The sequence below is a fragment of the Ekhidna sp. genome, assembly GCF_965228795.1.
In the GTDB taxonomy this organism is placed as follows: domain Bacteria; phylum Bacteroidota; class Bacteroidia; order Cytophagales; family Cyclobacteriaceae; genus Ekhidna.
Genome location: NZ_OZ245839.1, coordinates 3,233,427 through 3,254,380, shown reverse-complemented (window position 1 = coordinate 3,254,380; position 20,954 = coordinate 3,233,427). Strand labels below are relative to the sequence as shown.

Annotated in this window: 15 protein-coding genes; 11 read left to right on the top strand and 4 right to left on the bottom strand. The window is 41.3% G+C overall.

Annotated features, from left to right (window positions below):
* Positions 1–173: 173 nt before the first annotated feature.
* Positions 174–2,888 (bottom strand): alpha-amylase family glycosyl hydrolase, encoded by a 2,715-nt coding sequence (locus ACQK2H_RS14630; RefSeq protein ID WP_425392116.1) that lies wholly within the window; start codon positions 2,886–2,888, stop codon positions 174–176.
* A gap of 68 nt (positions 2,889–2,956) precedes the next feature.
* Positions 2,957–4,534, bottom strand: a complete 1,578-nt coding sequence (locus ACQK2H_RS14625; protein ID WP_425392115.1) for a hypothetical protein — start codon at positions 4,532–4,534, stop codon at positions 2,957–2,959.
* Between the two features lie 216 nt (positions 4,535–4,750).
* Between ACQK2H_RS14625 and ACQK2H_RS14620 the strand changes: the two genes are divergently transcribed.
* The 10 genes from ACQK2H_RS14620 (at position 4,751) to ACQK2H_RS14575 (ending at position 17,520) form a co-directional block, all read left to right on the top strand.
* Complete coding sequence (locus ACQK2H_RS14620) at positions 4,751–5,773, top strand: LacI family DNA-binding transcriptional regulator (RefSeq protein ID WP_425392114.1); 1,023 nt, start codon at positions 4,751–4,753, stop codon at positions 5,771–5,773.
* A 133-nt stretch (positions 5,774–5,906) separates the two neighbouring features.
* On the top strand, positions 5,907–8,321 hold the full coding sequence (locus tag ACQK2H_RS14615; protein WP_425392113.1) for a glycoside hydrolase family 31 protein: 2,415 nt from the start codon (positions 5,907–5,909) through the stop codon (positions 8,319–8,321).
* On the top strand, positions 8,299–10,620 hold the full coding sequence (locus ACQK2H_RS14610; RefSeq protein ID WP_425392112.1) for an alpha-amylase family glycosyl hydrolase: 2,322 nt from the start codon (positions 8,299–8,301) through the stop codon (positions 10,618–10,620). Before ACQK2H_RS14615 ends, ACQK2H_RS14610 begins: the two co-directional genes overlap by 23 nt.
* A 2-nt stretch (positions 10,621–10,622) precedes the next feature.
* Positions 10,623–11,972 (top strand): alpha-amylase family glycosyl hydrolase, encoded by a 1,350-nt coding sequence (locus tag ACQK2H_RS14605; RefSeq protein ID WP_425392111.1) that lies wholly within the window; start codon positions 10,623–10,625, stop codon positions 11,970–11,972.
* On the top strand, positions 11,965–13,494 hold the full coding sequence (locus ACQK2H_RS14600) for an MFS transporter (RefSeq protein WP_425392110.1): 1,530 nt from the start codon (positions 11,965–11,967) through the stop codon (positions 13,492–13,494). The genes ACQK2H_RS14605 and ACQK2H_RS14600 overlap by 8 nt, the downstream gene beginning before the upstream one ends.
* 4 nt (positions 13,495–13,498) lie before the next feature.
* A complete protein-coding gene (locus tag ACQK2H_RS14595) occupies positions 13,499–14,449 on the top strand; it encodes an ROK family protein (RefSeq protein ID WP_425392109.1) in 951 nt (316 codons plus the stop codon).
* Between the two features lie 31 nt (positions 14,450–14,480).
* Positions 14,481–15,452: a 6-phosphofructokinase gene (pfkA, locus tag ACQK2H_RS14590; RefSeq protein WP_425392108.1), complete on the top strand. Its 972-nt coding sequence runs from the start codon at positions 14,481–14,483 to the stop codon at positions 15,450–15,452.
* A 51-nt stretch (positions 15,453–15,503) separates the two neighbouring features.
* Positions 15,504–15,923 (top strand): DoxX family protein, encoded by a 420-nt coding sequence (locus ACQK2H_RS14585; protein WP_425392107.1) that lies wholly within the window; start codon positions 15,504–15,506, stop codon positions 15,921–15,923.
* Complete coding sequence (locus tag ACQK2H_RS14580) at positions 15,923–16,789, top strand: bile acid:sodium symporter family protein (RefSeq protein WP_425392106.1); 867 nt, start codon at positions 15,923–15,925, stop codon at positions 16,787–16,789. The genes ACQK2H_RS14585 and ACQK2H_RS14580 overlap by 1 nt, the downstream gene beginning before the upstream one ends.
* A 176-nt stretch (positions 16,790–16,965) precedes the next feature.
* A complete protein-coding gene (locus ACQK2H_RS14575; protein WP_425392105.1) occupies positions 16,966–17,520 on the top strand; it encodes a hypothetical protein in 555 nt (184 codons plus the stop codon).
* Positions 17,521–17,855: 335 nt separating this feature from the next.
* On the opposite strand, the gene ACQK2H_RS14570 is transcribed toward ACQK2H_RS14575, so the two are convergent.
* Entirely contained in the window at positions 17,856–18,314 is a 459-nt protein-coding gene (locus ACQK2H_RS14570) for a winged helix-turn-helix transcriptional regulator (RefSeq protein WP_425392104.1), read from the bottom strand.
* Between the two features lie 107 nt (positions 18,315–18,421).
* Here ACQK2H_RS14570 and ACQK2H_RS14565 point away from each other — a divergent pair, with 107 nt between their 5' ends.
* Positions 18,422–19,315: a nuclear transport factor 2 family protein gene (locus ACQK2H_RS14565; protein ID WP_425392103.1), complete on the top strand. Its 894-nt coding sequence runs from the start codon at positions 18,422–18,424 to the stop codon at positions 19,313–19,315.
* Between the two features lie 178 nt (positions 19,316–19,493).
* Here the strand turns inward: ACQK2H_RS14565 and ACQK2H_RS14560 are convergent, their stop codons facing one another.
* Positions 19,494–20,825 (bottom strand): hypothetical protein, encoded by a 1,332-nt coding sequence (locus tag ACQK2H_RS14560; RefSeq protein ID WP_425392102.1) that lies wholly within the window; start codon positions 20,823–20,825, stop codon positions 19,494–19,496.
* Positions 20,826–20,954: the final 129 nt, after the last annotated feature.

Here is a 20,954-nt window from a genome sequence, read left to right as displayed (position 1 = left end):
ATTCGTCCGAAATAAATAATTAATCCACATTCAATTTTACCAATTTCGAAACGTAAAACCATGATTTTCAGGGCTTTTTAGTGGTTTTTTCTACGCAAACGTTTGCGAATTATGAAGCTTTTAAAAGACTGGAATTTGCCATTCAAAGGCTCGCAAACGTTTACGTCAAGCTTCTATTGAATCAAAATTTTGATTTCCATCAATTTACTGTTTCCGACTATTCGCAAGTAGTAAATACCCGGCTTAATCGTTTGGACATCAATTGAGTGATTAGCTTGAACCTCACCTGTCTGAACTTTTCTTCCAAGTAGGTCTATGATTTCATAATTACTGGATTGAAAAGCAGGGGCTACCCGAATAAATTCTGATGCTGGATTTGGATATGCCACAAGGGTTTCTGAATTCGAATGAGTATTTAAAGTGATTTGTTCGTCCTCGATGTAGTTATCTATCAATTCAGAAGTATAGATGTGCCACTCTCCACCCCCTAAAATAATTTCCGCATTGACCTCAGTTACTTCAATTGGCTCGCCGGTAAAGTAGTTGTACCAGGTTCCTGTTTTTGTGAATTTATGATTGGTTTCCTGAGCCTCATCGTCAAAGTTTCCAATCACGTAAATCTCTACATCCGGATGATTGATGTTGATTGTTTTTACAAATCCGGCAGGACTCCATTCAAAATAGTCCTTATTGATATAATTGGTTTGCGTTCTCAAATGAATGAGTGACTTGTAAAGCTTGAATAACTTTTGTCGGTTAATGTCTTCGAGATATTCCCATCGGGTGGGTTTGATGCCAAGGCGATCATTGTTCAACTCTTCATCATATCCAAACTCTCCAAATTGCCAGATCATTTTTGGACCGGGTACTGTAAGGAAAAAAGCAGCTGCCAATTTTGCACGCTCAATGGACTGATTTAAATCTTTGTTTTTTAGCACTTCCCACATCAATCGTTCTTCATCATGGCTTTCCATGTAGGAAATCAAGTGAGGTTCATTCCAGCCTCTGTTTTCATGATATGCGCTCCCAATGGAAGATGAATTTCCCCTTGCGGCATTGATATATGCTCCATTCATGTTGCCCCAAAGCATCATGCCATAGTCTGCCAGTTCTTCTTCTTCCCGGTTGTCAGCAAAATGCTCTAATATGATATATGCATTTGGATCCTGATCCCAAATAACATCTGCAATTCGTTTCCAAATAGCCACTCTGGAGGCATCATAGTTGCCCCAAAGCCCGACGTTACCTAATGAATTTCTTTGAGTAAAACCCTTAGAGAGGTCAAATCGATATCCGTCAATGTTATATTCTTCCAGCCAATAAGTGACTACTCTGTCAGTATAATCTTTCGTATACTGACTTTCATGATTCATGTCATAGCCGACATTGAAATCATGTTTAGGCGTTACATTGAACCAAGGGTTGTCTGCGGTTGGATTACCGTAAAGATCTTGATTGTATAATCTTACAAGGGAGTTTCGTCCAAAATGGTGGTTCAAAACAATATCCAGGATGACAGCCATTCCTCGCTTATGTGCTTCATCAATAAGCGTTTTGAGGTCAAGCTCTGTTCCGTAGTACTTATCTACAGCAAACATGAAAGCCGGGTTATAACCCCAGCTTAGATTGCCTTCAAATTCCTGAATGGGCATCAATTCAATGGCATTGATACCTAAATCCTCCAGATAATCCAATCGTTGAGTAACAGCTTCGTATGTTCTTTCTTCAGTGAAGTCGCGTATTAGCAATTCATAAATGACCAAATCTTCCTTTGCAGGCCTTGTAAATGGAGACCATGAAAAGTCTGAAGCATCCGTTTGAAGATAAGAAGCTGCCTCCGAAGTTTCATCGCTAGGGTAGGGAAGTAGTCCGGGATATCTATTTTCTTCTATGATCTCTCCATCATCAAACTGAGAAGAGATTTTTTCTGCATAAGGATCCGCAATGCGAATGGCTCCATCTACCAGGTATTGAAATCGGTATTCCTGACCGGCTGTTAATTTATTTAGAGTGATCCAAAACTGCTCACCATCTTTATTCATCAGGTAATCATTGTCAATGGTCCAGTCATTAAAATCACCAATAACAAAGACATGTTCTTTTTCGGGAGCTGTTAGTACAAGAGTAGCACTTGTCGGATCTGAACTGTAATTGATGCCATCTTTTACATCTGATGGTAGTGTTGTTACCGGAGATGTAGGCGTTTGGGTGTATGCATAGGTAGTCGATACGGTTTCTGTTCCGTTAGTAGCTTCAGCTTTGATCGTATGCACATTTCCATCATCAATGATTGTATGAGTTGTATTTAGTTCCAGTACGTCAGTGCCTGTAGCAATGGAGTTATTATCAACAAAAACCGCTATACTGGCAGATTCAGATACTCGTACATTTATATCTATGGAGGTGGCTTCTGAGTAAAAACCATATTTCCCTTGTGGATTATCCATTATGATGGTGAATCCATCGCTGATGGTAGCAATAAAATCTGAAGTTTGTCCATTGCTCCAGTCATTGCCCTTTAAGAGTATGCCAAGGCTCTCAATATTTTCTTTGGAGGTGTTTAAAAAATCTGTGGGTGTAAGTGTGATGGAGTAGTATACTTCACCATTGTTGCCTGTTGAACGTGTAAATTTTGCCGGATCGGTAGCGCTACTATTTGAATTTGCCGGGTTGATATTCGAAGGAGCATCAATTCCTTTACCGGGCACCCACATCCAGATCCATGCCTCTTCCAGGCTTTGAAGTGCCGTTCCTGTTACTTCATAAGTAATTGTGATTTCCTCATCAGCCGCAAAAAAATCCGGTTCAATTACGGGATTAATTGCTACTTGTCCGAGTAGACTAAATGTTACTAAAAGGGAATAAAGAATGGTGAGTATTAGTTTCATGGTATTGTGTTTAGCAAAAAAAAGCTGCCCTGAATTTGGGCAGCTTTAATCGATTTATATAAGAAGTATTAATTAGCAGTTGCTGATGCATTGTAAGTAACCCCACCATCAGAAGTACTGATAGTAACTGAATAGTCTCCTGCATCACTCATGTTAAAAGTGCTATTGTTAAATTCTAAAGCAGTTGTTCCATCAAGCGATCCACCAAGGTTGTAATCAAAGCTTTGGTTTACAAAGATTTTCCAACCAGCTGTTGTGTATGCTCCTGAAGCTAGTGTGGCAGACGCAAGATCATCATTGTAAGTCATTGCGATACCATTTCCTGCATCCCAGTTGCCTACAGGGCTTCCCTCTCCAATTACCTGGAATTCAGCGTCATCAATTGTCAGGTTCCAGGTATCACCGTTATCATCTGTAGTGATCACGATGTAGTAGAAACCGGAAGCTCCATCTGCTACGAACCAGCTACCATCTCCGTTAGAATCAGCATTGTCGGTGATATTACCAGAGTTGTCTGTGTATTCAATAGCATTTGGGATCAATTTAGTAGCCCAGGTTTCGTCAGTTCTGAATTTGAACTCATTATCAGCTGTGCCACCTGCGATTGGGAATACCCCTCTCCACGTGTGAGTTGTGCCGCTTTGTCCAGTATAGATTAGGTCTTTATCATCTTCCCATCCAGCAGTGGCCTCAGTTCCCTGTGTTCCAGAACCAATAATACCCCAAGTGTAGTTTTCAGGATCAAATGCACACTCAGGAGCATCACCTGTTTTTTCCAGAGACATTTCCACTACACCAGAATCATCGATAGAAACAGTGATGTCATAAATACCATTTTCAATAGAATTATCAGAAAGGCCAATATTGGATCCACCTTCCACTAATGCGTCAGGAGTTCCTCCAAGGTTAGTAAGGGCAACATACCCGTTAGCATCATCAAAGCTTGACTTGTCTGTTCTTCTGTCAATCTTCCAGCTATCATTATATCTGAATTTGAACTCAGCATCTTTAAGGATTATACCCTCTCCTTCATATGTAGAACCTTCTGCAGAAGTAGATACAGCAGCATCTAAATCTACGTCAGCGTTAAACCCATCACTAGTACATGCGTCAGAGAATACTGCTCCTCCGATCACACCCCATGAATCAATCTTCACTAAAAGAGCTTCGTCAGTTTGTGCATCAAAAATCACATTGTATACTCCTGTTTCGCTAACACTAAAAGTAGAAGCATCTCCTGAAAGATCTACCACAGTGTATGCACCGTTGTAGTCATCCGTATTATCAGCTTCATCATCATTGTAAGTAGAAGTAGCTCCACCATAAACATCAGTTGCTTGTTGGTCTGCCACATCGATAAAAATGTAGCTACCAGCTTCTAGATAAGCGTAAGCACTAAAATGACCTGAACGCTCCTTAGTTGCGAATCCATCATCTTCTACCATCGTTGCGTTTAACTTATTTCCAGATACAGCCGTTGTGTCACCGTTTGCCACTCCCGCAATGTAAAGACCATCGGCTACTGTGAACGATCCTTCATCGCCTCCACCAATGTCAATTCCACCATCATCATCGCTACATGATGAGATGAAAATTAGGCCCCCTAAAACCATCAATAAACTCAGGGATTTTAATGCATTTTTCATCTTAATTTGTCGTTAAATTTTAAGTTAATTTTTACGAGTTTTTATGCTAAAAAATTGACTATTTCTTAACACTCACTTTCCGAATTTTATGAATTCAGAAATTACAGACAACACTTTTACAAAGTTTTTACGGACTTTTTTTTCTGCAAACGTTTGCGTTTCAGACTTTTACAAAACCTCTGAACAAGAATTGCATCATTTAGCTATATTTCTTCCATGAAAAGGCAGACAACAACCATCAAAGACATAGCACGTGAACTAGGTATATCACCATCAACGGTATCGCGTGCTTTGAAGGATCATTTTGAGATCAGTGAAGAAACCAAGAAAGCCGTTAGGCGTGTTGCTGAAGAATTGAACTATCAACCAAACTCGTTAGCACTGAGTTTGAGATATAGTAAATCCAATACCATCGGCGTGATTGTGCCGGAGATCGTGCACTTCTTTTTTTCCACAGTAATTAGCGGTATTGAAGACATTGCACAGAGCAAGGGATATAATGTAATCATCACACAATCCAATGAGTCTGTAGCTCGGGAGATGATGAATATTCAGACACTCTTTAATAATCGAGTGGATGGTGTGTTGGTATCCCTGTCCAAAGAGTCTTTTGATTATTCACATTTCGAAGTGATGATGCAAAAAGGTTTGCCAATTGTATTTTTCGATCGGGTGGCTGATACATTGAAAACGAGTAAGGTCACAGTAGACGATTTTCAAGGGGGGTACCAGGCAACAGAACATTTAATCAAACAAGGCTATAAGAAAATTGCTCATTTAGCAGGTCCTCAGAATTTAGACATTACCAATGAAAGGTTAAATGGCTACAAACAAGCCCATATTGATGGAGGACTGAAAATAGATGAAGAGTTGATCGTGTATAATCAAGCTTCTAATGAGAGCGATGCGTATGCTGCTACATATGAGCTTTTAAAGAAGAACAAGCCGGATGCACTTTTTGCATCGAATGACCTGGCTGCTATGGGAGCCATAAAAGCCGCACAGAAATATGGTAAGAATGTGCCTCAGGATTTTGGGGTGGTCGGTTTTAGTAATTGGCAGTTTACTGCATTGACTAATCCTTCTATTTCTACCATTGAGCAACCGGGTTTTGAAATGGGGCAACATGCAGCGGAATTGCTCATCAAACAAATCGAATCCGAAGAGGAGGAAATTGCATACGAGTCGATGAAGCTTGGAACCACCTTATTAGCCAGAGATTCATCAAAAAAAGTATAGACATTTACAAAATCTTCATTATCAGCACCTTTCGCAACCGTTTGCGTTATTTTTTTTGAAATAAAGGTGCGTTTCGCTCTAATAATATTCATTAATTTGAGCTCATCACATGACCTAAAGATGGGTAAAGTATATGTTGGATATTGCTAGAAGAGAGCGTAATAACCGGATAAAACAAGGGGGCGATTTCAAGTCATTTAGTACAAATGAACATGGGCTGGAAATTGTGACTGAACACTTTAGTTATCAGTTGTCCTTCTTTAATAATAAGACTATTAGAGTTCATCAGACTTCAAGTTTTGAGGATGTCAATCCATACTCGGTAGTTCAAAATCCTCAAAACGTATCTTTTGAGGTAGAGGATAATGAAGGATCACTTGTCATCACCTCACCTGAAATGGATATCGTTGTGAATAAGTCACCGATTCTATTCACGTTCTTAAACAAGGAAGGAAAGGTTATCAATCAAGATGAGCCCGGTCTTGGCATCCAGTCTCAGGGTGACCAAAAAACCGTTTACAAAAAGCTCCAAAACAACGAGCGATTCGTTGGTTTAGGTGAGAAGACAGGACCATTGGATCGCAGTGGAAAAGGCTATCAAAACTGGAATACCGATCATTTTGCGTATGATATAGAAGCCGATCCACTATATGCGTCTATCCCGTTTTATATAGGCATTCATAATGGACTTAGCTATGGAATCTTCGTAGATAATTCTTATAAAAGTCATTTCAATTTTGGTGCATCGAATAATCGATTCTCAAGTTTTTCTGTAGATGCCGGCGACATGGATTATTATTTCTTTGCCGGTTCTGTTTCAGAGATTATTGAATCATACACTTGGCTTACAGGTAGGATGTCTTTGCCACCAATGTGGAGTATTGGCTATCAGCAGTGCCGGTACAGCTATTACCCTGACACAGAGGTTTTGGATGTTGCGAAGAAGTTCAGAGAAAAAGATATTCCTGCAGATGTGATGGTTCTTGATATCCATTACATGGATGAATACAAGATTTTTAGTTGGGATAAGCAGCGATTCCCTCATCCGGATCAAATGATAGCACAGCTCAAAGAAATGGGTTTTGAGGTAGTTGTTATTTGTGATCCGGGAATAAAAACAGAAGACAATTACGGTCCCTATGAGTCAGGGAAAAAGAAAGATGTATTCCTGAAGTATCCTGATGGAAAGTACTACGAAGGAGAGGTGTGGCCCGGTTGGTGTCACTTCCCTGATTTCACAAAGGCTGATACTCGAAAGTGGTGGCAGGAAATGATGAAATCCTACACCGATATCGGCATAAAAGGATTTTGGAATGACATGAATGAAATTGCCACTTGGGGTCAGATGCTACCGGAAAACATCGAGTTTGAGTTTGAAGGAGAAGGAGCAACAACACGTAAAGGACGCAACATTTACGGAATGCAAATGTCCCGCAGTGCATTTGAGGGGGCGAATGAAAATCTGGATGGTAAAAGACCATTTATTTTAACCAGGGCCGGTTTTGCAGGTGTTCAGCGATACAGTGCACTGTGGACCGGTGATAATGTGGCCAATGATGAGCACATGTTGCTTGGGGTTCGGATGGTTAACAGTCTGGGCTTATCGGGTGTGCCTTTTAGTGGCTATGACGTGGGTGGATTTGCCGGTAATGGTCAGAGTAACCTCTTCGCCAGATGGATTCAAATTGGAGCGTTTTCACCATTCTTCAGAGGTCACTCGATGATCAATTCGCATGATTCTGAGCCTTGGTCATATGGTGAGGAAGTAGAGGAGATCTCAAACAATTATATTCGATTAAGATACAAGCTACTACCATATATCTACCATGCATTTGTGCAGGCCTCTGAAAAAGGAACGCCGATCACACGGAGCTTGTGTATAGATTATTCGAATGATGAAAAGATCTATGAGGGCGATTTCGAAAATCAATACCTATTTGGAGATAGCATTTTAGTAGCACCTATAGCAAGCGATCAGCGATTCGGGAAAGTGTATTTACCGGAAGGAGACTGGTATGAATTCTTTACCGACGAGTCTTTGCAAGGAGGAACTGAAATGATTCGAGAGTACGCGCTGGAGCATTTGCCGCTGTTTATCAAAGCATCTTCAATTATCCCGGTTTATGGAGATGCCAACCAAAATTCAAAAAATGTTGGTGAATGCCTTGAGTTGCATATCTATAATGGAAAAGAAGCTTGTGTGACCGAATACTATGAGGATGATGGGGTTTCCTACGAAAACAGAGAGGGTCAATTTCATAGAAGGAGCATCACATTCGATCCAAAAGCAAAGTGTATTTCAGTTGGTGAAGCATCTGGTAAGTACAAATCAACGATCAAAAGAATGAAGCTGATCCTTCATGGCTTTAATCAAGATGAATTGAGTAGCTGGAGTAAAGGAGAGCTTAAAAAAGGATGCAATGCGTACGTGCAGCCAATCTCAAACTTTGACCCTTTCGAAAAAGAACGTCGCGATAAATTAAAATCTGAAAATGTCCTTTCACTTGAAATAGCATACTCAAATGATGAAATGGTTTTTAATTGGTAGTGTAATAACTCTCTTTGGTTGTACTCCTGAAAAGAAAGTAGAGACCCTGGAAGAGCCACTCATCGTTGGTTTAGCCACTCCGATACAACTGGATCTTCAAATGACTAAGGTGGTCTTGGAAGATTATGTGCTAGACCCTACACGATTGGACTCAGTGACTACCGATGGCCCGTTTAATCTTGAAATTGATAATTCTGTACTAACCATTACCGGAAGACCTAAAAAGGCCCTCTACAACCTGACATTCTGGTCAAAAGGAGTAGGGGAAAGCATTCTGTTAAAACGCACCAAAAAAACATTGTATTCTTTTCTATACCAGCCTTCAGGAGGTGAGAAAAAAGTAAAAATCAAAGGTGAGTTTAATGCATGGAACCCTAATAACACCGTGCTTGATAAAACAGGAAACTCCTTTTCTACATACGTAATGTTATCTCCGGGGACTTACCAGTATCTGTATGTGGTAGACGGAAAAGAAATGCTGGATGCGCAAAACCCGGATTCCATATCCAATGGCATGGGAGGGTGGAATTCTGTAATTCGAATAGCAGGTCCAGATCCCGATGAGATTCCAACCATTTCAACAGATCGATTCACCACTAATTCCATCTTTTTTAAGACAAATAATCCGGTTACAGACATCTATGCGTACTGGGAAAACACGTTGATACCCGATGAATTTGTCCGATTTAATGACAATGAATTTCTTGTTGTTTTACCGGATAATGCGAAGAGCGTTAAACGATCTAAGCTTAGACTTTGGGCGTATAATGAGGAAGGAGTGAGTAACGATGTGCTTGTGCCGCTCGACTTTGGTAAGGTAGTAACTTCACCGGATCAGCTGGATCGAAATGACTATGAAGCAATGGTCATGTACTTCCTCATGGTTGATCGGTTTAATAATGGGAATCCTGCTAACGATAAACCACTTAATATTCCGGAAGTACATCCAAAAGCAGACTATTTTGGAGGAGATCTGGCCGGAATCACCCAAAAAATCCAGGATGGCTATTTTAAGGATTTAGGTACGAATACAATCTGGTTATCTCCAATCACTCAAAATCCGGAAGGAGCATTTGGCAAGTACCCTGAACCTGAGACCAGTTTTTCAGCCTATCACGGCTACTGGCCGATATCCAATGTACGAGTAGACTATCGTTTTGGCACAAGTGACGAGTTTCAGTCACTGGTAAACACCGCGCATGAAGCTAACATGAACGTACTCCTCGATTATGTGGCCAACCATGTGCATGAGCAGCATCCGATTTATCAGGAAAACCCGGACTGGGCGACTAATCTTTACCTGCCGGATGGATCATTAAATACAGAACGATGGGACGATCACCGGTTGACCACCTGGTTCGACACGTTTATGCCTACGCTGGATCTTTCCAGAATGGAAACGGTCGACCCGATGACCGATTCAGCGATTTTCTGGCTCAAGGAATATGGAATCGACGGATTCAGGCATGATGCCACCAAACACATTCCTGAGATTTTCTGGAGAGTGCTGACTAAAAAGATCAAACAGCAGGTGGTCGCTGAGACCGGCCAGCCGGTTTTTCAAATTGGAGAAACGTATGGTAGCCATGAACTAATAAAAAGCTACATTTCCACAGGTATGCTGGATGCCCAGTTTGACTTCAATATGTATGATCGGGCGGTTTCCGCTTTTGCAGGAGCAGGCTCTTTGCAGGATCTGTCTAACTCTCTAAGAGAAAGCATCAAATACTACGGCGATCATAACCTGATGGGATACATCACCGGCAATCAAGATCGTCCACGCTTCATTTCATATGCGGATGGTTCATTGGAATTTGGTGAGGATACCAAGTATGCAGGCTGGAACCGTGAAATAACCATGCAGGATACGCTGGCCTACGGAAAACTTTCTGCATTGACAGCATACATGATGAGCATACCGGGGATTCCATGTATTTACTACGGAGATGAATACGGCTCGGTGGGAGGTAACGATCCGGACAACAGGCGTCAGATGCAGTTTGATAATCTGGATAAACATCAGCTGGCAACACGGAACAGAGCGAAGAAAATGATCGCGATTAGAAAGAATAACCTGGCATTGCTTTATGGAGATACAGAGATTGTGGAAGCAGGAGCTGACTATCTGGTTCTGTCCAGGAAGTATTTTGATAATCAGGTTATATCTGTATTCAACACAAGCGATCGACTCCTTGAAATTGAAGTGCCAATGAATGGAAGAACCAATTTCTTCGGCACACTAGACGGAGAAATGCTAAGTCTACCTCCGAACTCATTTGAAATGATTACTTATAACTAATTATGAAGATCATAACCAACCTAACTTTTTTGTTATTACTCATCGGATCCTGCTCACAACCCAAAAGTAAGGAGAAGCAAGCGGAGGCCACTAAAGGCTTTCCTGAGCAAGCCAAAGACATGGTGATCTATGAGGTGAACGTACGTCAGTATACGCCTGAAGGTACATTTAATGCGTTTGCTGCGCACCTTCCACGGCTGGAAGAATTAGGTGTTGACATTCTTTGGATCATGCCGATACAGCCAATCGGTGAGAAACACAGAAAAGGAGGATTGGGGAGCTACTACTCCATTCAGGATTATACAGCAGTAAATCCGGAGTTTGGCACCATGGAAGACTTTAAAAAGATTGTCGATGAAGCTCATGAAAGGGGTATGCTGGTCATTCTTGACTGGGTAGCCAATCATACAGCATTTGATCATGCCTGGACGGAGATAGAGGGGTATCACAATACGGATTCATTGGGTAATGTGACCTGGCCGGAAGGGACAGACTGGACAGATGTAGCTGATCTGAATTATGAGAATATGGACATGCAAGACGACATGATCGGAGCACTTCGGTTTTGGGTCAAAGAAGCCGATATCGATGGGTATAGATGTGATGTGGCCGGTTTTGTCCCAATGGAATTTTGGAATAGAGCCAAGGATTCTCTGGATGTAGACAAAGACCTCTTCATGCTTGCAGAATGGGATGAACCAAAAATGCATGAAGATGCATTCCACATGACTTACGGATGGGGCCTTCATCATTACATGAATGAAGTAGCGAAAGGAGAGAAGAATGCAGATTCGCTAGTTTTATTTATCAAAAAAGACCTTGAGCGGTACCCCTCAAATGCTATTCGAATGAACTTTACCACCAACCATGATGAAAACTCTTGGAACGGGACTGTGTTTGAACGATTCGGCGATGGGCATAAAGCGTTTGCTGTTTTTGCTTTTACTGTGCAGGGTATGCCATTGATCTACAGCGGCCAGGAAGCCGGGCTGGATGAGCGATTGGCATTTTTTGAAAAGGACACGATTGAATGGGATGATATGAAATATCAGGATTTCTATGCATCTCTTATTGACTTGAAGAAGAGTAACCCTGCACTCTACAATGGCGAATATGGTGGCCAACCTGAGTTTGTTGATGTTGGAAACCCAATGGTGATTGCCTACACACGAGAAAAAGAGGGTAATCGTGTGGATGTGATTATCAATTTGTCAGATGATGTTCAGTCGGTAGCTATCCCTGAGTCATGGAATTTTTCAGATGTTTTCAGCGGAGCACAGGTAAGTGCATCAATCACGGAATTACAGCCCTATCAGTATTTTGTAGGATCTAAAACAGCAGGAAATGAGTGATATTTCATTGAACTCCGATAAGCCGAAACTCAGCTTCTGGCAGATCTGGAATATGAGCTTTGGATTCCTGGGTATCCAGTTTGGCTTTGCATTGCAGAATGCTAACACCAGCAGAATCTTTGAAACGCTTGGAGCTGACACAAAAAACCTGGCTTTTTACTGGCTGGCTGCACCTGTTACAGGGCTCATTGTCCAGCCGATCATCGGGTATCTGAGTGATAGAACCTGGCATCCACGATGGGGGAGAAGACGACCATTTTTTGCAATAGGTGCTATTTTGGCCACCATTGCACTCTTTGTGATGCCAAACTCTCCAACGCTTTGGATCGCGATTGGAATGCTTTGGATCATGGATGGTTCCATCAATATCAGCATGGAACCTTTCAGGGCTTTTGTTGGGGACATGCTTCCTCCTGAGCAACGAACGAAAGGATTTGCAATGCAAAGCTTCTTCATTGGTGTAGGAGCAGTTGTAGCTTCAGCACTTCCCTGGATTTTTACCAATTTGATTGGAGTAAGCAATACTGCTCCTGAAGGGCAGATTCCTGATTCAGTTAAATGGTCTTTTTACGTTGGTGGTATCGCTTTTTTGGTTGCGGTCATGTGGACGGTATTTACAACCAAAGAATATCCTCCATCTGAAGAAGACATTAAAGAATCAAAAACTCCGGGCCCATTAAATATCAAGTTTAGTCCCAGGCAATACATGGCCAGAGGTCTGGCACTTCTGTTTGTTGGAGCAGCTCTTGCTTCCTGGTTTACCATCCAGGCATTTGACCCACAGCTTTATGTGCTTTGTGGTATTTTCGGGTTGTTCGGACTCTCTTATGTGATTGGTGCCATTTTTATGGGACGAAATAAGTATCATAATGGATTTGTCCAGATCGTTCGTGATTTTCAAAACATGCCTAAAACCATGGTTCAACTGGCATATGTACAGTTTTTCTCATGGTTTGCACTTTTTGCCATGTGGATTTACAGTACGTCCGCGGTAACCTCACATATTTACAAAGCAACCGATACAACCTCTGTAGCTTATAATGACGGGGCAGACTGGGTATCGCTTTTATTCGCAGGATACAACGGTATAGCAGCATTAGCTGCACTCGCATTGCCCTTGCTAGCCAAAGTGGTTAGTCGAAAGGTTACTCACATGATTGCACTGATATGTGGCGGTGTGGGATTGATTTCATTTTACTTCATTCAGGACCCAATGTGGCTAGTCCTATCGATGGTTGGGGTAGGTATCGCCTGGGCGAGTATTCTGTCTATTCCTTATGCCATGCTATCCGGATCACTCCCTCCAAAAAAGATGGGCTATTACATGGGGATATTCAACTTCTTTATTGTAATACCTCAGATAGTAGCCGCAAGTATCCTGGGATTCCTTGTAGCTACATTTTTCGATAGCGAATTTATTTATGCAATTATATTGGGAGGGGCTTCCATGATCATCGCTGGTTTACTATGTTTAAAAGTAGATGACCAAGATGAAGTAGTCATGAAAGAAGGAGAAGCATAATCGAATGGAAAGAAAATTAGCTATAGGTGTAGACATTGGAGGTACTAATTCCAAGTTTGGAATTGCAGATCGTGATGGGAATATCATTACCCAATCACGGATTAAAACGCAGCAATTCAGTGACTATATTTCCTTTATTGCATCTTTAAAAAAAGAGATTGAAAAACTTCACTCCCTGGATGAAGTGATTGGTATAGGGGTAGGAGCTCCTAATGCGAATTATTATGAAGGTACTATAGTAGACCCACCCAACCTACCCTGGAAAGGTGTTTCAAAGTTTGCTGAAGAAGTAGAAAAAGTATTTGGTCTGAAATGTGTGCTGACGAACGATGCAAACGCTGCAGCACTAGGCGAGATGGTATATGGGAAGGCCAAAAGCATGAAGGATTTCGTGGTTCTTACTGTTGGAACAGGTCTAGGCAGTGGGATTGTAATCAATGGCGAACTGGTGTATGGTAAACACGGATTTGCAGGTGAACTGGGGCACACCCTGGTGAATGCAAATGGCAGACATTGTGGATGTGGTAAAAGAGGGTGTCTGGAAACCTATGTAAGCGCTACAGGTATTCGAAGAACGGTCTATAAGCTATTGGCTGATTATACGGATCCAAGCTTATTGCGGTCCATCAGCTTTGATGATTTAAGCACCAAAACCATCACTGAGGCCGCTGCAAAAGGAGATAAGATTGCCATCGAAGCATTTAAATACACTGGAAGAGTTTTAGGAATGAAATTATCGGACTTTGTAGTGCATACCGATCCTGAAGCCATATTTTTGTTGGGAGGATTGTCTAAAGCAGGCGATCACATCTTTACCCCGGCCCAGGAGAATATGGAGAAATACCTTATGCCACTTTTTCTGGACAAAAAGATACAATTGCAACCCTCAGGTCTGAAAGACGATGATGCACCTATTTTAGGGGCATCCAGTCTCGTTTGGAAATATTTAGCCTAACAAGCACTATAGATTTTAAGTTAAACTAAGAATGAAAAATATTGGAGTTTTTACTTCCGGAGGAGATGCACCAGGTATGAATGCCTGTGTCAGAGCTGTAGTTCGTTCAGGTTTAAGCCTGGGACTAAACGTATATGGTATTCGATATGGATACAATGGGATTATCAATGGTGATATGTACCTGATGAAATCGTATTCTGTAAGTAATATCCTGCAGAAGGGTGGAACCATTTTGAAGTCTGCCAGGAGCGACGATTTTCGTACAAAGGAAGGCAGGAAGAAGGCGTATGAACAACTGAAAGCGAAAGGCATAGAAGGACTTGTAGCAATTGGTGGTGACGGTACCTTTACCGGAGCGAATATCTTTTATGAAGAATACGGAATACCTACTGTAGGAGCACCTGGAACCATAGATAATGATCTCTTTGGTTCAGATTATACAATCGGATTTGATACCGCGGTAAATACGGCGCTTGAAGCCATTGATAAAATTCGTGATACAGCCAACTCACATGATCGAGTGTTTTTCATCGAGGTGATGGGAAGGCACTCAGGATACATTGCTATCCATTGCGGAATAGGTGGTGGAGCAGAGTTGGTGATGGTTCCTGAAACTTCTACAACTATCCAGGACGTAATAGATACCTTAAATCAAGGTAGAGATAAAGAAAAGACCTCTGCAATTGTGATCGTAGCAGAAGGTGATGAACAAGGAAACGCCCATGAGATAGCCAATAAAGTCATGAAAAAGCTTCCTAAATTGGATATTCGGGTATCCACATTAGGGCACTTGCAGCGTGGAGGTTCTCCTACTTCACTGGATCGAATTTTAGCCTCCAGACTTGGACTTGCAGCAGTAGAAGGCCTTATCGATGGGAAATCAAATGTAATGGCGGGGATTATTGATGATAAGGTCGTCTATACAAGTTTTAAGCTGGCAATAAGTAAAACCAAGCCCATCAATAGTGAGTTAATGCGCTTGGTTGAAGTAATGAATAATTAATTAGCTATTTAGCCTGCAGAAATCATTAAATTGGCTTAAAAAATCAGCCAAATGCAAACGATCCTCTTAACCGCACCCGTACTTTGTCTCGCATTTTTGACCATATTGTTTTTGCAATCCGGTCTCGATAAAGTTTTTAACTACAGGGGAAATAAAGAATGGCTTTCCGGTCACTTTGAGAATAGTCCTTTAGAGAAAATGGTAGCAATCATGGTTCCTGTAATCACCATTTTGGAGGTGTTTTCAGGTGTTTTTTGTGGTCTTGGTATCATTCAGATCATTTTTGATGGTAGTACGCAACTAGGCTTGATTGGTGCTCAATTATCTACGGTATCTATTCTTGCATTATTTTTCGGTCAGCGCATTGCACAGGATTATGCAGGTGCTGCTACACTCACCACCTACTTTATCATCTGCATCATAACCATCTACTTACTTGAGGAGCAAAACGGGTTTTCAGGGTTGTTTTAATGGATCGATTCATTGAGGCTTTAGTTCCGATCTCTGTGGCTATTATTATGTGGGGGATAGGCATTAACCTAACCTTCAGCGATTTTAAAAGAGTATTTGTTGAGCCTAAAGCAATTCTGACTGGATTAACACTGCAGCTATTTATGTTACCAGCAGTTGGATTTCTGATTGCCTGGATGTCTAATCTGAATCCAGCCTATCAGGTTGGGATTGTTCTGATAGCCGCCTGCCCCGGAGGAACAGCTTCAAATCTGGTAACTCATATGCTGAAGGGGAGGGTAGCACTTTCGATATCGTTGACTGCTTTCAATAGTTTCTTGATCCTATTTACCATTCCTATTATCATCAGTGGAAGTATTGAGTTCTTCATGAGCAGTAGCCAAAGGGTGTCGCTTTCATTTTGGCTGACCTTTCGGAATATAGGGGTGACGGTAATTATCCCGGTGTTAGCAGGTTTATTGGTAAGAAACTATGCACCTGGATTTACTTATAGGCTCAAGCCGTATTTACGGTATGCTCTCCCAACAATACTGTTGGTTGTATTTCTGGTTGTTGGTATTCATTCATTGGATGGGGAGAGCTCACAGTCTCTAAGTGATAAGCTGGCAATAGCCATTCCGTTACTGATCCTCAACCTTTCTATGATCTTTTTTGGTTTCCTGATCCCAGGATTTTTACGTATCAATCACGACGGAAAATACACCATTGCGATCGAAATGGGATTGCAGAACAGCGCCTTAGCGATCTTTATAGGTTCTCAAATCATCCAAAACCCGGATGTGGTAATCGTGGCACTTATCTACAGCAGCTTTTCGTTTTTCACTACTCTGGGAGTGGGGTATAGGCTGGCAAGGAGAGGTGAATAATAGTAGAAAGTTATTTCAAGTCGTAAGTTGAATTCAAAGTAATTCCCATTAGGAAATTTTCAAACTTTCCTAAAGCTCGGAATCCGATACTGAATTACATTATGAAAAACACCACATATAATTCAAATAAATATTTAAATATTTATATTTTTATGGAGTTCTAGTATAAATCATTTATGAAAAATTCACTCCGACCCTTCTCATATTCCATTTGTTTTGTATTAATGGCATTCATCAGTGTCAGTTGCAAGGACGATGGAGATACGATCAATGTCCTAACCTCAGAAGATAGTATTGAAATGGCATTGGACAGTATCGCGAATACTTTAACGGGCTCATACCCTGTTCAATTGAAAAGAACACCAATCAATCCGTCGCTTAATACCTTAGGAGATGAGATTTACACGTATGATTTAACGATCGATTACTTGCTTGGAAACAAGATTCGATTGACAAGTGGTTATGATGATATAGGGGATGATTTTAATGAACACGAACTGGGCGTAAGTGTGGCAGCAGTAGTGGGCAATACGGCTTTTTTAAAGGTAGATCCGGTATGGAATTACCTCCAGCCTATTGATCGCACCTATGAGGCCATTGGCACAGGTTCATTCTCCTACCTTGATCAGTCCTATGATGGCGTTTTTGATTTGACGGACAATAGGTTTGAGCTAAAATTTGAAGGGACCATTTCCACAGCCACCCGGTTATATATTATAACTTCTAATTGAAATAATTTCTTAAAGAGAGTTCGAAAAAAGGAGAGTGGCAGTCATAAGACTTAACATACCAGAACGCTATTCCGGCCCTGCCTGCGGCAGACAGGCTTGTGCCGGAACCTTCAAGTATTGTTGAAACGACTTTTTGGAAAGTTTCAAACTTTCCAAAAGATTTAAAGTGTGGGATGAATGGGCTTCTCTCGCTGGTGCGAGCTTATAGCTCGTACCTCATTGTTCTAATAAAATCAATCTCTAATCCACCTTTCCCACCAGCATAGTCAAGCGCGAGCATATCCTTTCAAATTGATTCTAAAGTATAAAGTATAAAGTTTTGCATTGAAGTTTAATCAATGCTCAGTTTGCTCATTGAGCTTATCGTTTGTGGCATCCAGTTTTTGCTGATAAGATTCGATTAATGCTTTCGCAAAAGCCTCTTTATCATTTCGCAATAAATCAATTCCGTCTCCCTTTAATAGACTTGGATGTACTTCCCGAAGGTTGTTGTCACTCCACAACGCCAATTCTACCAATATAGGAGTCAATTCTAACCCCTTGGATGTAAGTCTGTATATGTTCGTCTTTTTATTAGTAGGGAGTTTGATTTTGTCAATGATTCCAAGCTTTTCAAGGAGTTTGAGTTTCATTGAAAGAATATTAGTTGCAATTGCTTCTTCACTCTCAACAAATTCTTTGAAAGTTTCTTTTCCATCTACAAGTATTTGCTTCACAATGACAAGCATCCACCTGTCACCTAAAATATCAATGGCAGAGGTAAAAGGGCAATTGCATCTGAATTTATAGTCCATTTTTTAGCTCGTTAAAAATTACTTTCAAAATAAAAGTAATTAATACTTGTAATTTGAAAGTAATAATATAATATTGCTTGTAATTTACAAGTAATAAATAAGAAATCATGAAAAAAATGTTCGTACTGAATCTCCTCCTAGGTATAATGGCTTCCTGTACTGCACAGACAAGTTCAAATCAGGTAGAAGAAATCAAAAAATCACAATCAAATAATCAAACGATGAATAAAAAAGAAATAGTTGGAACTTTCTTGGGTGCTGTGTTACAAAATGATCCTGTAACGATGCGGGAATTAGCCAATGCTGATTACATTCAGCACAATCCATTTATCCCAACAGGATTGGAACCATTCATTCAAATGCTGCCAATTCTGAAAGAGAATGGCACTACTGCTGAAAATATTCGGATGTTTCAGGATGGTAATTTTGTGTTTATGCATAACATATGGCGAAATGCTAAACCATTTGGTGCGGAAGAAATGGTATCATTTGATATTATTCGATTAGATGATAATGGCAAAGTTGCTGAGCATTGGGATGCGATGACCCCATTAGTAAAAGAGACTGCCAGTGGTAGGACACAAACAGATGGACCAGTTGCAGCTACAGAATTGGATAAAACTGAATCAAATAAAGCACTCGCAAAATCGATGGTGGAAGATATTTTGATGGGTAAAAATCCCGGAAAGATTGCCGATTACATAAGTTCGGAAAAGTATCATCAACATAATCCCGGTATCAAGGATGGCTTATCGGGTATTATAGGAGCTGTTGAATACCTCACAACTCAGAACAACATGTTCAGATATACTAAAATTCATAAAGTATTGGGTGAGGGTAATTTTGTCCTTACAGTAAGTGAGGGAGAATGGAATGGTACTACCAACGTTTTTTACGATTTACTTCGTTTTGAAGATGGTAAGGCAGTGGAACATTGGGATGTTATTCAAGAGATTCCTACTGAGGGCTTAGCTAATGATAATGGTATGTTTGGATTTTAATTCGAGCCACTCAATATCTAATGAAATCCAGAGGCTTGAAACGGCTTCTGGATTTTCCATGAAATTGGATGTAGCTTAATGTAACACACACAAACTCCTGCAATTCGCAGATTCATGAGCGTTCATTTGATTACTGTTCAAATACACCGTTTCCTAGAAAAAAGGCCACTTGGAGAAATTACCCCTCCGTACTCTTCGAATTCATCTCGCGTACTGCTCGCTCTATGCCATGTGGGGTAAGCGGGAACATTGGAACGAGCTCCTTCATCACCTGAATGGTGTAGGTGCCGGGCCAGTATTTTAAAGGCTCAGGATTTAGCCAAACCGATTTTTTAAACTTCTTAGTTATGGCTTGAATGTTGTGAATGCTCAAGGAACTAAGCTCATAGGGTGCCATCGCAGAATCGCCAATGAAAAACACCCGGTAGTCCTTGTTGTACTTCAGTAGCTTCTCTACAGAAATATAAGTTGACCTACGCTCGTCGATCCACACCCGATCATAGATGGTGTTGTGGAAATAGAAGACCTCCAGATCGTGTGCAAAGCGGGTTTTCATCTTCCTGAATAGCTGCTGTACGGTTCGCACATAAGGTGCCATAGAGTACCCACCATTATCGATCAGTACGATGATCTTAAGTTCTTCATTTTTTTCACTGGTTAGTTCCGGAATAAAGAGTCCCCCTCGTTTCAGTCCGGATTTGATTGTGTTGGGCACATCCAGTTTTTCTATGGCACTTTCTTCTACGACTCCTTTAATGGAAGCCAGAGCCGCATCTACATTGTTATCATTCAGGATCGCATCGCGATCGATCGGGAAGTAGTTTTTATCGCCCATGACCTTTCGAGCCATACGTCCGCCACCTTGACCGCCGACCCGGATTCCATTTTTAGCTGCACCACCATGCCCATAAGGAGAGATGCCTCCGGTTCCAATCCAGTGGCTGCCGCCGCTGTGCTTGGTTCGCTGCTGATCTTTGACTTTCTCCATTCGTTCCAATAGCTCCTCCAGGGATAGATCAGAGTAGTCAGCCATTTTATCCAACATTCGCTCTGCAGGTTCATCATCTATTTCCTGTGGGTCTTCATCCTCCAAATCGGGGTTGTCCTTGTCCCAGAGTTCCTTTCCATTGATCACCTCTTTGATGTCGTAGGAGGTGAGGTGCACTTGGTCAAGGAAGGAGTTCACCAGTTCCTCTTCTGTCAGGTCAATGTCTTTATCTGCCTCATCGATGTATTGAGTCTTCCATTTCTGAAAGGTCTCCGATCGCAGGATGGCATCCTCCAGCGTTTGGCCGGGAGCGATGGGGACATGGAGGAAATATTCGTAATACGCTTTGGTAAACGGTCCAATATCAGCCGGCTCTTTTACCACAATGCCTTTCAGTACGTTATGCAGATCGCCCAGGGTTTTTACCAGTCCCTTCTGCATCGCCTTTCTCAAGGTGAGCAATGTGCGCACATCGGCCTGAAGTCCGTGTTGTCGAAATGCATGTGGTAGTGAGCTTAGCATATCAGTTCAATAAATCCCCTCCTGGGAGGGGTTGGGGTGGGTTTAAGGTAAATTCTTTATTTGAAACAATATTCAAAAATGACCATTTCCTTTACCCACCTCTATCTCCTCCCAAGAGGAGAATAATGG

What these genes read in the sequence shown, in the direction of transcription:
- ACQK2H_RS14630 (WP_425392116.1), bottom strand. Translation starts at nt 2,888, where the DNA reads ATGAAACTAATACTCACCATTCTTTATTCCCTTTTAGTAACATTTAGT.
- ACQK2H_RS14625 (WP_425392115.1), bottom strand. Translation starts at nt 4,534, where the DNA reads ATGAAAAATGCATTAAAATCCCTGAGTTTATTGATGGTTTTAGGGGGC.
- ACQK2H_RS14620 (WP_425392114.1), top strand. Translation starts at nt 4,751, where the DNA reads ATGAAAAGGCAGACAACAACCATCAAAGACATAGCACGTGAACTAGGT.
- ACQK2H_RS14615 (WP_425392113.1), top strand. Translation starts at nt 5,907, where the DNA reads ATGTTGGATATTGCTAGAAGAGAGCGTAATAACCGGATAAAACAAGGG.
- ACQK2H_RS14610 (WP_425392112.1), top strand. Translation starts at nt 8,299, where the DNA reads ATGAAATGGTTTTTAATTGGTAGTGTAATAACTCTCTTTGGTTGTACT.
- ACQK2H_RS14605 (WP_425392111.1), top strand. Translation starts at nt 10,623, where the DNA reads ATGAAGATCATAACCAACCTAACTTTTTTGTTATTACTCATCGGATCC.
- ACQK2H_RS14600 (WP_425392110.1), top strand. Translation starts at nt 11,965, where the DNA reads ATGAGTGATATTTCATTGAACTCCGATAAGCCGAAACTCAGCTTCTGG.
- ACQK2H_RS14595 (WP_425392109.1), top strand. Translation starts at nt 13,499, where the DNA reads ATGGAAAGAAAATTAGCTATAGGTGTAGACATTGGAGGTACTAATTCC.
- pfkA (WP_425392108.1), top strand. Translation starts at nt 14,481, where the DNA reads ATGAAAAATATTGGAGTTTTTACTTCCGGAGGAGATGCACCAGGTATG.
- ACQK2H_RS14585 (WP_425392107.1), top strand. Translation starts at nt 15,504, where the DNA reads ATGCAAACGATCCTCTTAACCGCACCCGTACTTTGTCTCGCATTTTTG.
- ACQK2H_RS14580 (WP_425392106.1), top strand. Translation starts at nt 15,923, where the DNA reads ATGGATCGATTCATTGAGGCTTTAGTTCCGATCTCTGTGGCTATTATT.
- ACQK2H_RS14575 (WP_425392105.1), top strand. Translation starts at nt 16,966, where the DNA reads ATGAAAAATTCACTCCGACCCTTCTCATATTCCATTTGTTTTGTATTA.
- ACQK2H_RS14570 (WP_425392104.1), bottom strand. Translation starts at nt 18,314, where the DNA reads ATGGACTATAAATTCAGATGCAATTGCCCTTTTACCTCTGCCATTGAT.
- ACQK2H_RS14565 (WP_425392103.1), top strand. Translation starts at nt 18,422, where the DNA reads ATGAAAAAAATGTTCGTACTGAATCTCCTCCTAGGTATAATGGCTTCC.
- ACQK2H_RS14560 (WP_425392102.1), bottom strand. Translation starts at nt 20,825, where the DNA reads ATGCTAAGCTCACTACCACATGCATTTCGACAACACGGACTTCAGGCC.